This window comes from uncultured Clostridium sp. (genome assembly GCF_937920395.1).
Lineage (GTDB): Bacteria > Bacillota > Clostridia > Clostridiales > Clostridiaceae > Clostridium_AD.
In genome coordinates this window covers 1-13,406 of sequence record NZ_CALEVF010000281.1, presented here as the reverse complement: position 1 = coordinate 13,406, position 13,406 = coordinate 1, and the positions used below count along the sequence as shown (strand labels likewise).

Annotated in this window: 11 protein-coding genes, 1 pseudogene and 1 riboswitch; of the genes and pseudogenes, 10 read left to right on the top strand and 2 right to left on the bottom strand. The window is 28.9% G+C overall.

From position 1 onward, the window contains the following. Positions 1 to 448: 448 nt before the first annotated feature. Together Q0649_RS17975 and Q0649_RS17970 are read left to right on the top strand one after the other, a co-directional pair. On the top strand, positions 449 to 919 hold the full coding sequence (locus Q0649_RS17975; RefSeq protein WP_298845340.1) for a methylated-DNA--[protein]-cysteine S-methyltransferase: 471 nt from the start codon (positions 449 to 451) through the stop codon (positions 917 to 919). A gap of 205 nt (positions 920 to 1,124) precedes the next feature. Next, the gene (locus tag Q0649_RS17970; protein WP_298845268.1) at positions 1,125 to 1,820 is read left to right on the top strand and encodes a hypothetical protein; all 696 of its coding nucleotides are present in this window, start codon (positions 1,125 to 1,127) and stop codon (positions 1,818 to 1,820) included. A 99-nt stretch (positions 1,821 to 1,919) separates the two neighbouring features. On the opposite strand, the gene greA is transcribed toward Q0649_RS17970, so the two are convergent. Continuing rightward, complete coding sequence (gene greA / locus Q0649_RS17965; protein ID WP_298845265.1) at positions 1,920 to 2,387, bottom strand: transcription elongation factor GreA; 468 nt, start codon at positions 2,385 to 2,387, stop codon at positions 1,920 to 1,922. A 441-nt stretch (positions 2,388 to 2,828) separates the two neighbouring features. Here greA and Q0649_RS17960 point away from each other — a divergent pair, with 441 nt between their 5' ends. Both Q0649_RS17960 and Q0649_RS17955 read left to right on the top strand, forming a co-directional pair. Next, entirely contained in the window at positions 2,829 to 3,101 is a 273-nt protein-coding gene (locus tag Q0649_RS17960) for a DUF5661 family protein (protein ID WP_298845262.1), read from the top strand. Positions 3,102 to 3,202: 101 nt separating this feature from the next. Further along, positions 3,203 to 3,745 (top strand): annotated as a pseudogene (locus tag Q0649_RS17955) (glutathione peroxidase); the annotation flags it as partial. Between the two features lie 268 nt (positions 3,746 to 4,013). On the opposite strand, the gene Q0649_RS17950 reads toward Q0649_RS17955, so the two are convergent. Next, positions 4,014 to 5,138, bottom strand: a complete 1,125-nt coding sequence (locus tag Q0649_RS17950) for an NADH-dependent flavin oxidoreductase (protein ID WP_298845258.1) — start codon at positions 5,136 to 5,138, stop codon at positions 4,014 to 4,016. 212 nt (positions 5,139 to 5,350) lie between these two features. On the opposite strand from Q0649_RS17950, the gene Q0649_RS17945 reads away from it, so the two are divergent. From Q0649_RS17945 to lon, 6 genes are all read left to right on the top strand, one after another. Further along, entirely contained in the window at positions 5,351 to 6,706 is a 1,356-nt protein-coding gene (locus tag Q0649_RS17945; protein WP_298845255.1) for an MATE family efflux transporter, read from the top strand. A 61-nt stretch (positions 6,707 to 6,767) separates the two neighbouring features. After that, positions 6,768 to 7,586 carry a PPK2 family polyphosphate kinase gene (locus tag Q0649_RS17940; RefSeq protein ID WP_298845252.1) on the top strand — a complete coding sequence of 273 codons (819 nt, stop codon included), beginning with the start codon at positions 6,768 to 6,770 and terminating at the stop codon, positions 7,584 to 7,586. A gap of 158 nt (positions 7,587 to 7,744) precedes the next feature. Continuing rightward, positions 7,745 to 8,878 (top strand): tetratricopeptide repeat protein, encoded by a 1,134-nt coding sequence (locus tag Q0649_RS17935; protein ID WP_298845249.1) that lies wholly within the window; start codon positions 7,745 to 7,747, stop codon positions 8,876 to 8,878. After that, a complete protein-coding gene (locus Q0649_RS17930) occupies positions 8,872 to 9,966 on the top strand; it encodes a diguanylate cyclase domain-containing protein (RefSeq protein ID WP_367179410.1) in 1,095 nt (364 codons plus the stop codon). Before Q0649_RS17935 ends, Q0649_RS17930 begins: the two co-directional genes overlap by 7 nt. Positions 9,967 to 10,058: 92 nt before the next feature. After that, positions 10,059 to 10,622, top strand: coding sequence for a TetR/AcrR family transcriptional regulator (locus tag Q0649_RS17925; RefSeq protein WP_298845246.1), 564 nt, complete (start codon positions 10,059 to 10,061; stop codon positions 10,620 to 10,622). 88 nt (positions 10,623 to 10,710) lie between these two features. Beyond that, positions 10,711 to 13,098: an endopeptidase La gene (lon, locus tag Q0649_RS17920; RefSeq protein WP_298845243.1), complete on the top strand. Its 2,388-nt coding sequence runs from the start codon at positions 10,711 to 10,713 to the stop codon at positions 13,096 to 13,098. Between the two features lie 208 nt (positions 13,099 to 13,306). Further along, positions 13,307 to 13,399: riboswitch (glycine riboswitch) on the top strand. Positions 13,400 to 13,406 lie beyond the last annotated feature (7 nt).

Genomic DNA, 13,406 nt, shown 5'->3' with positions numbered 1-13,406 from the left:
CTCGGCATAATTTTTTATTGTAAGATAACATCATGTTTGTAAATATCATATTGTTATTTATTTGTATATATTTGTTTAATAACATCATATTATAATAATAAGGGCATTGGGACATATATATCCTCCATAAAAAATAGTTTTCACCATATATTATGTAAGTTGAAGTACTTTGCTACTAAAAGTATTTTCTTACCAATACTTAAAAGTGTATAAATACAATTTGTTATAATTGAACTCTTATAGTAAATAAGAGATTTAAGATTAATAAAATAAAAATGGAGGAATGTTCTATGAGTAAAAAATCAAACAAAAATGATATAAACATATTAGCTGTTTTAGCTACAGTAGTTGGAGTATCAGCATGAGTGCTCAAGGAACATACATAAAGACAAAAATAAAAGAATAGAGTAATATATATTATAGAGACACTAAAATTGGTGGTGGTAATATTAATAACATGTTTTATTATGAGACTATAATTGGAAAGATAGGAATTATTGAAAATGGTATGGCTATTACTCAAATGAACTTTGCTGAAAAAATGCCTAAAGGTATAAATATTAGTGAAACCGTTTTGCTAAAGCAAGCAAATAAGCAACTCCAAGAATATTTTTCAGGGATTAGGGAAATATTTGATTTACCATTAGCTCCTATTGGTACAGATTTTCAGCAGAAGGTGTGGAGGGCACTAAGAGAAATTCCCTATGGAAAAACTAACAGTTACAAAGAGATTGCAGAAAGTATTGGTAATATAAAAGCAACCCGTGCTGTAGGCATGGCAAATAATAAAAACCCAATTCTTATATTAATTCCTTGTCATCGCGTCATTGGTGCAAATGGTAAATTAGTTGGTTATGCAGGTGGTTTGGATGTTAAAGCAAAACTCTTAAAACTAGAGAAGCAAAATGAAAATAATTAATTTTGTGACCTATTGGATTTACAAGAGAAAAATTAATATTTGTAAACCTTACTAATTAAGACAAAGATAGCATTTTAATGATATGTAACTTATTGACTTTGGAAAGATCACATAATAATGTATACTTAACTTGGATATGCATTTATAAAGTAAAAAAATCTATGCATAGGATTCTAACTAAAGAATATATTAGGAGGAAAAACTAATGAAAAGGTCAATAAAAGTAATTATAAGTTTATCAGTTATAGTTATGGTTGTTGTAACAGTTATTTTATATAAAAGGATGTTACCATCCATGTCAGCAGAAAGTGCAAAAGCTACAACGGGGACACCAGAACAGGTAGCTGACAAGAGAATTGTAGATGCTAAAATAGTAGCAGACAAGAAAATAGTGGATGCAAAGATATTAGCAGATAAAAAATTGTCAGATGCAAAGGCGATTGAAATTAAAAAAACATTGAATGAAACGTCTCAAAAGGATTTACCTAAAGACGTTGAATATAAAAGTTACATTAATGCAAAATTTTTATGTTCTATTAAGTATCCTAGTAATCTTAAAGTAGTTGAAGAAACTGCTAATGGAAATATGTTTAAATCAGATGATGAAAGTGTATCACTTCAGATTTATGGAACTAATAATGCATTACAAGATACAATAGATTTGATATATAACAAAGCTATAAAAAATAATAATATGAATTATAAAGTTAAAGATGGTAATTGGTTTGTAATATCTTATACTGAAGGCGACAAAATAGTATATCAAAAGAAAGTAGTTGGAAAAGGTTCAATTGATACCTTTATTTTTAAATTTCCAACTAATCAAAAGAATAAATATAGTAGAGTTGTAGAAACAATTAAAAAAAGTTTTATTGCTTCAGCCACTGACAAAGCTCATTAATAATAAAAGTAAGAATTTAAGCAGTAATCATTTTCTGCTTAAATTCTTACTTTTATAAAAATAATTTATAAAAAAAACACAATTAGTACCAATATTTTACTATTCGTAAATTTTCTCTATAAGTACTTCATAATTACCTTCAGGTGCTAAAACTGTGCACTTTTCTCCAAGTGCCTTTTTATAGATTGCTATCCCAAGTGGTGATTCAATACTTATATTCATAAGCTCTGGATTGGTCTCTACTGTGGATACCAAGCGTACTTTTACAATATCGTCAGTATCAAGAAATTTAATATCAGCTTGACCACCAAGTCCTAATTGTTCATCGCTGCTATCGTCATCTACTACTGTAGAGTTACGAAGTAACTCTTGCACAGTAATTATTCTATCATTATTAGTTGCTTCCTCATCTTTAGCTGCATCATATTCTGCATTTTCACTTAAATCACCATGTCCTTTTGCTTCTTTAATTGCTGCCGTAATTTCTCTTCTTTTTTCTCCAGTTCGTAGGGTTAATTCCTCTTCTAATTTTATTACCCCACTAGGTGTTAATATTGTACTTTTCATGTTTTTTCACTCCTAACAAATTTTCCATTTATAATGGTATTCGATATACATAAAGAAATTAGATATATAAATTATTTATGTATGTAAAGACATTAAAGAATTATTATAGCACATTTTTAGCTAATATAATAAAATCTACATCTAAGTTAATAATTATTTAAATATTTATATATATACGATACCATAAATAAAAAGTAAAATCTTGTAATTTATATTTTTTGTTATATTTATCTGAAAATAATAATATTTATTATTAAACATTAGTTGTCGAACGAAAAAGAATACTTCCTAATAAAAAAGGAATCTTATTTGTCTAAGGTGTTGAAATGTATCTACGTGAATGGTATTATAATAGTAGAATATTCTAAATATTTAATCAAAATATAAATAAGTCTTTTTTATTTATATATGAAAACATTTTATAAAAAAAGGTGGGATTTTATGTTACATAAAAAAGTATTTACAAATGAACAAGCTAAGGAAATAGGTAATGAACTTGGCATAAAATGGATTAAATTTAATGTAGAACAGTTTAGAAAAGGAATGGTTGTTGAACTAGAACATGGTGGAATAGATCTAAGTACAAATGTTACGGATGATGATTCATTAATTACAGGTAAAATTGCACTTGCACATTTGAAAGAATATCCAGATTATTATACAAGACTTGAAGAAATGGAGAATACAGCAGAAAAATATTGGAAAAATAAATAATATAATTACAATGACAATTAACTTATATAAGAAGACTATTTTGGTTGAAGAAAAAGATTTTACATTATTTTAGAAAACATATAAAAATGGAGGGATAATAAATGTCAATTTATGATTTTAATGCAATTACAATAGATGGGGAAGAGGTTTCTTTAAAACAGTACAAGGGAAAGGTGCTTATTATAGTTAATACGGCAAGCAAGTGTGGCTTTACACCACAGTACAAAGGCTTAGAGAAGCTTTATGAGCAGTACAAAGATAAGGACTTTGAAATATTGGGCTTCCCAAGTAATCAATTTGCAGCTCAGGAACCTGGTGAAAGTAGTGAAATAAAAAATTTCTGTGAAATTAATTATGGAGTCAGTTTCCCATTGTTTGAAAAAACTGATGTAAGAGGGAAAGATATTCATCCAATTTTTAAATATCTTACAGAGCAAGCAAAATTCAAAGGATTTGATATCAATAAAGATAATGAAAAAAAATTTAATGATATGCTCAAGGAAAAATTCCCTGAATTATTAGTGGGAGATTCAATAAAATGGAATTTTACAAAATTTCTTATTGGTAGAGATGGTAGTGTGAAAAATAGATATGAACCAACAACTACACCAGAAGATATGGCAACTGACATTGTAAAATTGCTTGGAACATCAACGGGAAACGATATAAGCAGTAAAAAAATGTATACTGGTGAAGATGATGAGGAAGTTCCAAATTGTGAAGGTGGACCTTGTAACTTCGTATATGATGATAAAAATAAAAAATAATATATAATAGGCAAAGTATAATAAATATAAAAATAATTTTAAAGAAATGAATGGAGAAGTAAAGTGTAAATTACATCTCTAAACATTTCTTTGATTTTTTGTTTTTTATATAAGAGGTGATAAATAATTTTTAGTTACAAGATAATTATTTTGATATTGGAAACCAACCGGGTGTATTTATAATTATATTCCAAAGTGGTTGTGGAATATTTAAAGATCTATCTTGAGTTTTGCATAAGGTAGTCCTTATTTCTGAAAAATTATCACTTTGGACTTTGCTTACCCAGTCGGGCTCCATAATTAGCTCTCTGCCAAGAGATATAAATGTTGTGCCGCTATTTAGTGCCCTTAGAGCATCTTCAGGTGTATGAATAGAACCAACCCCAATAAAGGGTACTCTGCCATGTATTTTGTCTAGTATCTTGCAAATAATAGGCGTAGTATCAGATGTATCACGTATTGAACTTTGCCAAAAATCAGATATGGAACTATGCAAGTAACTTAGTCCTTGATTTGCAAGTACATCTATAAATAAAAGGGTATCTTCCAACGTTATTCCAGGATTTTCTATTTCTTCTGGTGAAAAGCGATAGCCTACTATAAAATTACTTATGCCATCTTCTTTAATAATTTTTTTAACTTCGCCAATAACTGCTAGTGGAAAATTCATCCTTTTTTCTATAGTTCCACCCCATTCATCTTCTCTGCGGTTCGAGTGAGGAGAAAAAAATTGTTGTAATAAATATGTGTTTGCCCCATGAATTTCAACACCATCAAAGCCAGCGAGTATTGCAAGTTTAGTTGTTTCACCAAAAGCTTTAATAATATCTTGAATTTCTGCTTCTGTCATAGCACGAGGGGTTATTGAACCAGATCTAACGGGTGCTACGGCGCTTGCGCTAATAGTTTGTCCACCAGGTATTTCGCCTGGAATTGCCATTCTACCGCCATGAAATATTTGAAGAATTGCTAAGGCTCCTTCTCCTTTTATGGTTTGGGCTAATTTTTTTAACCCAGGTAAAAAGCTATTGTTGTAGGCAGCGAATTGTCCAGGAAATCCTTTGCCCGATTCTCTTACATATGTTGTTGCAGTAATTACTATTCCTACACCCTTTGACCTTAATTTATAGTAACTTAATTCTTCCTCAGATATTGTTCCATCAGGGTTTCCAGAAAATGTAGTCATTGGTGCCATAACTAAAGAGTTTTTTACAGTTATAGATGAATCTAATGTTTTTGATTTAAGTAATCTTTCAATTTCTAATTTCAATTTGATCTCTCCTTTTCAATATATTATAATTATGATTTAGACAAACGATATATTAGTTATATTACGTTTTTAAAAGTTAGTTATTTTTAATACTATGTTTAAACTTTAAATTTTATATTTGTTTCTTGTATATTATATTAGTATAGTTTCACGACAATGTAAATGATAATAATTATTATTAGATATTTAATATCGAAACGGAGGAAGACTTTATGAATGAAAAATTAGGAACAGAAAGTATAGTGAAATTATTATTTAAGTTTTCTGTGCCAGCAATAACAGGAATGGTAGTTAATGCTTTATATAACATTGTTGATCGAATATATATAGGGCATATTAAAGGGGTAGGATCATATGCATTATCAGGTCTTGCTATAACATTCCCAATATCAGTTATTATAATGGCATTTGGGATGCTTATTGGTATAGGAGCTTGCTCTGTAATATCAATAAGACTTGGAGAAAAAAATGTTGAGGCAGCAGATAATATTTTGGGGAATGCAGTAATACTTTTAACAATAATATCAGTAGTACTTGGAATTTTCGGAGTTTTATTTTTGAATAAACTTTTAATATTATTTGGTGCAAGTCAAAATAATATATTCTATGCAAAAGCATATATACAAATTATACTTATTGGGGCTGTTTTTCAAAATATAGGATTTGGTATTAATAATATAATTAGAGCCGAGGGTAATCCTAAAATGGCAATGTTTACAATGATGTTTGGCGCAATTATAAATATTATATTAGATCCAATATTTATATTCGTATTTAAAATGGGAATACAAGGTGCTGCAATAGCAACTGTAATTTCTCAAGCTTTTAATACTTTAGTAGTACTTAGATATTTTATATGTAAAAAAAGTGGAAGTATACTTAAATTAAACAAAACTAATTTAAATCTCAATAAACATATTGTAAAGGATATTTTTGAAATTGGGGTGGCACCGTTCTCAATGCAAATAGCCTCAAGCCTAGTAGCTATTTTATATAATAAAGGTCTTTATACTTATGGCGGGGATATTGCTATTGCTGCAATGGGGGTACTCAATAGTATATCAATGCTTATTTTTATGCCCATAGTTGGTATTAGTCAAGGGATACAGCCTATAATAGGATATAATTATGGGGCTAAATTATACGATAGAGTTTTTAAAGTTTTAAAGCTTGCCATAACCTTTGGAACTTGTATTGCTGTAATTGGATTTATTGTTGTACAATTATTTGCAAATCAACTTATCACAATATTTGTAGGTAATAATCCTGAACTAATAAAGTTAGGGGCACGTGGACTCAGGATTGATTTAATGTTTTTACCTATTTTAGGATTTCAAATTTTAGGCGCAAGTTATTTTCAAGCTATAAATGAAGCAAAAACATCGATGACTTTAAGTATTTTAAGACAAGTTATAGTGTTAATACCGATTATTCTTATACTCCCATTGTTTTTAAAATTGGATGGATTATGGTTTTCACAGCCTTGTGCCGATTTGATTGCAACAGCGCTTACAATATTTTTTCTTATAAGGAGTATTAAAAAAATAAGGTACAGTTCTGTATTGTAAGAATATTCTTGACAGAACAGGTAGAGTAAAGTAAAATACTTTGAAATAGGAGGAATATAAAATGATAAATAAAATTACAATTAGTTCTAATAATAAAAAATTTGACATGAAAGATTTTAAACCGGCTGATACAGCTGATTTATCTAAAAAAGATATAGAAGAAGAATATGTAAAATTACAGGAGAAGTTTATTGAACTTCAAGATGTGTTATATGCTTCTAAAAAATATGGGCTTTTAATAATACTACAAGGTATGGATTGTAGTGGTAAAGATAGCACTGTTAAAAAAGTACTAGCAGGGGTGAACACAAGTGGATTTAATGTTGAAAATTTTAAGGTTCCAACCCCAGAAGAATTAGGACATGGTTATCTCTGGAGAGTGCATAAGAAAACACCGATGAAAGGTGATATTGCGGTGTTTAATAGATCATATTATGAAGATGTTCTTGTTACACGTGTTCATAATATGATAGATGAAGATACTGCCTTTAGCAGGTTTAAGGAAATAAATGAATTTGAGAAATATCTAGTGAATAATAATACAATTGTATTAAAATTCTTTTTAAATATATCAAAGGATTTTCAATTGGAAAAATTAGAAAGTAGATTAGAATTGCCAGAAAAGAATTGGAAGTTTTCAGAGGCAGATTTAAAGGAGAGAAAATTTTGGGATAAGTACCAAGAATGCTACAGCGATGTGATATCTAATTGTAGCACCAGTGAAGCTCCCTGGTATGTAATTCCTGCAAATCATAGATGGTTTAGAGATTATATCATATTAAAGATAATAGTAAAAGCTATGGAAAATTTGAAACTAGAGTATCCATGCATCGAAGGAAATATTAAGGAATTGATGCAGGAAGTGAAAAAAAGCAAGTAATCAAGGATTTATTGTAACTTAAACTAAAAATATGGCAAAGTAAAGTAATATATTGTATAATTTAAATATTTACATATCAAAATAAATATTTGTATGTATATCTAAAGAGATTATATAAAAACACTATGTGTATTGGATTTCTTTGGGAGGGGATGATTATGAAAGAAAAATATACTAACAGTGAAATTAATGAAATGTTAGAGAATCTTGAACAAATTACATATATAAATTCAGAGAAGACTATTGAGTATGGTCTTAAAGTACATTCGTTTTGCGTTGATAAGGTTAATGAAAAAGGAATGGCATTTACACTTTTGTGCATAGGGAGAGCTTTTTTAAATATAAGTAAATATGAAAAAGCAACAATGTATTTATTTGATTCCATAAAGTTATCTCAAAAAAATAATATATGTGATTTGCAAATACTAGCATATATAAATTTAGGTAATATTTATTTTGATATTGAAAAATACGAAAAGAGTTTAGATTACTATAATTTTGCTGAAAAAATAGCGAAAACCTTTAATAAAGGTGAAAATCACTATAAGAATCGTTGTGTTGAAAGTTATATTGCAACAATTTATAATAATATTGGCGAGATATATAGAATGCTTAAATGTTATGAAGAGGCAATTGTATATTATAATCTTGCTATAAATATAGAAAGTAAACTAAATTACCAAGCTACATTTGGTATGGTACTTACTAATTTAGGTAACAACCAATATAAATTAGGTGATTATGAAAGTGCTTTGCGATATTTAAATGAAGCAGTTGTTATTTTATTGAATTACAATTATAAAATTGGTATACAAGAAGCTTATGGGATACTTGCTTTAATTTATGAGAAAAAATTAAAGTATGTGGAGTGTGAAAAATATTTTTTAAAGGCCTTCGAAATTTCAATAGAAACGGATTACATTTATTTCAAAATTGACCTTCTTTTAGATTTTAGTAATTTTCTTGAAAATGCTGGAAGGAAGAGTGAAGCAATTGATAAACTGGACGATGCGTACAGAATTTCTATAGAAAATAAAATGCATGCTAAAACTATGGAAATATGTAAAAGAACTATAAAATTTTATGAAAGTGAAAAAGATACATATAATGCTAATAGGTATTATAAATTATATTTTGAAAATGAAGAAAAGTTAGAAAGCTTGGAACTTAATAATAGAGTTAGAAGCTTAAAATCGAAGGTACAGATTGAAAAATTAGAAGAAGAAAATAGGAGAATATTAGAAAATAGTGAAGCACTTAGAGTAAAAACAGAGGATCTTATGAAATCATAAAAAATATATCAATAATTAGTGAGTTAGGAGCCAAAATAACAACTACCTTAGATCTTAATGAAATTTATGAAATGCTACATGATACAGTGCAAATCTTTATGGAAGCAAATGAATTTGGAATTGCTATTTATAATGAGAAGAATAGAACAATTGAATATAAATATCTAATAGAGAACAATGTGAAAAATAATATGCATGAGGTTAATTTCGATAACAAAGCAAGTCTCGCTGTAAAATGTTTAAAAGAGAATAAAATCATAGTCATTAATGATATGCATAATGAATATTTAAATTATGTGGATTCATTAAATTATAGTACAACTAATAAAGAAAATTATGAACTTAAGTCCGCAATATACTGTCCTCTAACCATTGATAATAATTTAATTGGAGTAATTACGGTACAAGCTTTCAAGAAAAATTCTTTTAAGATGCTTACAGTGGAAATGATAAAAGCACTTTCATCATATGCTTCCATAGCAATAAATAATGCAATAAAATCAATGGATCTTCTTATTGAGGTGGAGCAAAGGCGAAAAGTTCAATTACAACTAGAAGAGACTAATAATAAATTAATTTATTTATCAGAAAATGACGGATTAACAGGTATTCCTAACAGAAGAAAATTTGATTCTATTATTTCAAATGAATGGGATAGAGCAAAGGAGAAAAAAAGTATTATATCAATAATAATTTTTGATATTGATTGTTTTAAACAATATAATGATAATTATGGTCATACAGACGGAGATGATTGCATAATAAAAATAAGTAATGTGCTTAGACAAACATTGATGAAGAAATATTTTGCAGCAAGATATGGTGGAGATGAGTTTGTAATTGTACTTCCTGATACAACTATAGAGGAGGCAATTATATACGGGGAAGATTTTAGACGTATTGTGGAGAAATTATCAATACCACATAAATTTTCAATAGTAAAAGATTGTGTAACTGTAACATTAGGTGTTTCAGCGATTATTCCTAATAATGAGAATACAATTATTGAATTCATAAGGAGTGCTGATAATGCTTTATATAATGCAAAAAATATGGGTAAAAATCAGATTATTGGTTTTAATTACTAAGTAGTAAAAAATAAATATAATTTTAAAATGTAAACTATCGCTTGACAATAAATGAACGATCGTTTATTATAGAAGTTAATAGAGGTGTTTAGATGAGAAGAAAAGATGATGAAAAAGAAAAAAGTATAAAGGAAGCAGTTGTTAAACTAATACTTGAACTAGGTTTTCATGGTACTTCTATTTCAAAGATTGCAAAAGAGGCAGGGGTTTCCCCAGCAACTGTTTATATTTATTATGAGAATAAAGAAATTATGTTTCAAGATATATATTATGAGTATTCTGAAAAAATATTTGATTATTTGCTTGGAAGGGTTTATAAAAATATGAATGGGCATGAACTTATTGAAATACTTGTCAGAGGATATTATACTTACATTAAAGAGAATGGAGAAATATTTCATTTTGTGGATCAATTCTCCAGTTGTCCAGCCTTAGCTTGTCATTGTTTAGATAGAAAAGGCATAAAAAATTTGAATGATTTGTTTGAGGAAATGAAAGAAAAAAGAGTCCTGAAAAATATTCAAAATGATAACTTGGTAGCAATACTTTTTTTCCCAATAAAATCTATTGCTAGTAACCAATGCATTGGAGAAGTTGAAAAAGATGATTTACTAAAAGAGTTGATTACAATAATACAGGATGCTTTATTAGCCTAACTATACAAATTATTTTATTAAATAGAAGCGGATAATTTATTAAACGAACATTCACTTATGAATGATATCGAAAGAAAGGATGATTTAAATGATGAGTTTAGATAAAAAAAATAAAGAGGGAATGGTAATTCCTGTGGCAGATATAGTTTTATTACCAGGAATGGCTTATACTTTAAAACTAAATAAAATTAGTGAAGAAGAACTTCAAAATTTAGAGGATAAGCAGCAATTTAGTATCGCTTTACCTTTAAAACAAAACTTTAATCAAAATCAGTTAAAAGAAGAAGATTTTCATAGAGTAGGAGTTACATTTCATGTAAATGATGTTGAGAAAACAGAAAAAGGATATCAAGTGAAGATTAAAACTTTAGATAGGGTTGAGATTAATGAACTTACTATTGAAAGTGGCTTTATACGTGTAGAATTTGAGGTTACACCAGATATAATTGATCTTAATGAAAAAGGTCAAGAAGAAATGATTGAGTGCATTAAGAAGGTTACTCGTGAGGTTAGTGAAAGATTTAAGGGATCAGATCAGTTTATGAAGATGATAGAAGATCAAAAAGACCTAAATTCACTAATGGCTCATCTTACTCAATTTATGCCGCTAACAAACGAAGAAAAGTATGATTTAATTAAGATTAAATCATTGAAAGAGAGAAGTCTTAAGTTTATGGATTACATCCTAAAACAAAAGGAAGCTCTTAAATTGCAACTTGAGATGGCAGAAAAATTTACTCAGAAAGCTAATAAGGGGTATAGAGAAGCAGTATTAAGAGATCAGTTAAAGGCAATTCAAACAGAATTGGATGAAGGTAAAAGTGAGGGTGCGAAGAAAGACAAAACTTATATAGATAAAATTGAAGAAGCTCAAATGCCAGATGAAATAAAAACTGTTGCTTTAGATGAACTTGAAAAGTTAGAAAGACAAAGTGAAAACAGTGCTGAATATAATGTTGTACGTAATTATTTAGATTTATTAGTTAAACTTCCTTGGAAAAAGTCTGAACAAAAAATTATTAATTTAGGCGAAGCAAGGCGAATACTTGACCAGCAGCATTATGGACTAGATAAAGTTAAGGATAGAATAATACAACATTTAGCGGTTATGCAACTTAAAAAAGATAAAAAAGGTTCTATTTTATTATTAGTTGGACCTCCAGGTACTGGTAAGACAAGTTTAGGTAAAAGTATTGCACAGGCAATGGGCAGAGAATATATAAGATTAAGTTTAGGTGGTATACGTGATGAGTCAGAAATAAGAGGACATAGAAGAACTTATATTGGGGCAATGCCAGGAAGAATTATTGAAAGCATAAAAAAAGCTGGAGAAATAAATCCAGTTATGGTTTTAGATGAAGTAGATAAACTAATGACTGGCTATAATGGAGATCCAGCTAGTGCTTTACTTGAAGTACTAGATCCAGAGCAAAACAATAGTTTTACTGATCATTATTTGGATGTACCTTATGATTTGTCAGAAGTATTCTTTATAGCAACAGCTAACTCTTTGGATAACATTCCAAGGCCTCTACTTGATAGAATGGAGATAATTCAAATATCTAGTTATACTATGAATGAAAAATTTCATATTGCAAAGAATCATTTAATACCCGAAATACTTGAAGAACATGGATTAAATAATGAACAGTTAGTGATTGAAGATGGAGCTTTACAGAAGATAATCAGCGAATATACAATGGAAGCTGGTGTTCGTGGCCTTAAAAAACAACTTGCTACGCTTGCAAGAATTACTTCAGAAAAAATTGTATCTCATAAAGGTGAATTACCATTTATTGTTACTGAAAGTGATTTAGATGATTTACTTGGCAGAAAAGTTTCCAGTCATGATAAAGCACAAAAGGATAATCCACCAGGAGTAGTAACGGGCCTTGCATGGACATCAGTAGGTGGAGAAATACTCTTCATTGAAGCTACAGACATGCTAGGAAGTGGACAAGTCATATTAACAGGACAACTAGGAGATGTTATGAAGGAATCTGCAAGGATATCTTTAAGTTTACTTAAATCAAGGTTACCAATGAATTCTATAAACTTTAAAGAAAGAGATCTTCATATTCATGTTCCATCAGGATCTGTTCCTAAAGATGGTCCTTCAGCTGGAATTACATTGTTCACTGCACTTGCATCCCTTGTTACGGGTATAAAAGTGGATTCAAAACTTGCCATGACAGGAGAAATTACCTTAAGAGGGGCAGTACTTCCAATAGGTGGACTTAAGGAAAAACTAATTGGAGCTCAAAGAGCTGGTATAACGAATATATTAATTCCTAAGGAAAATTTAGTTGACTTAAAGGATGTGCCTGAAGAAGTTAAGAGTTTATTAACCATTAAAACTGTAGAAACAGTAGAGGATGTTCTTCGTGAAACATTAGGAATATCACTACCTAGAATAGAACATGTGTTTAATCCTAATATTTCTTCAGAAATAAAGATTAAAGAAAATCAAATATAAGATATGTTTAAAAAGTGCCTTTAGGGGCATTTTTTTATTGTACTAACTAGAAAAATTAATATAATATGTTGAAATTAGTTAGTAAAACTGTTAGAATAACAATAATAACTTACAACTAAATAGTTCGGATGATTATAGCAGAAGTGTATAGTATATCTATACACCAAAAAAGTAAATTTTTAGGTACCACATGGATATGACTGTTATAGGACGAGCCCTTGGAGAGACTCAAATTGAGCACCGAAGGAGAAAACTTGTGAAAACTAGTGAAACTCTCAGGTAAAAGGACAGGGGATAATATTGATTTC

Bases quoted from the DNA above. Each gene is read 5' to 3' on its own strand.
- Q0649_RS17970 (WP_298845268.1), top strand. From the start codon at position 1,125: ATGAAAAGGTCAATAAAAGTAATTATAAGTTTATCAGTTATAGTTATG.
- greA (WP_298845265.1), bottom strand. From the start codon at position 2,387: ATGAAAAGTACAATATTAACACCTAGTGGGGTAATAAAATTAGAAGAG.
- Q0649_RS17960 (WP_298845262.1), top strand. From the start codon at position 2,829: ATGTTACATAAAAAAGTATTTACAAATGAACAAGCTAAGGAAATAGGT.
- Q0649_RS17945 (WP_298845255.1), top strand. From the start codon at position 5,351: ATGAATGAAAAATTAGGAACAGAAAGTATAGTGAAATTATTATTTAAG.
- Q0649_RS17940 (WP_298845252.1), top strand. From the start codon at position 6,768: ATGATAAATAAAATTACAATTAGTTCTAATAATAAAAAATTTGACATG.
- Q0649_RS17935 (WP_298845249.1), top strand. From the start codon at position 7,745: ATGAAAGAAAAATATACTAACAGTGAAATTAATGAAATGTTAGAGAAT.
- Q0649_RS17925 (WP_298845246.1), top strand. From the start codon at position 10,059: ATGAGAAGAAAAGATGATGAAAAAGAAAAAAGTATAAAGGAAGCAGTT.
- lon (WP_298845243.1), top strand. From the start codon at position 10,711: ATGATGAGTTTAGATAAAAAAAATAAAGAGGGAATGGTAATTCCTGTG.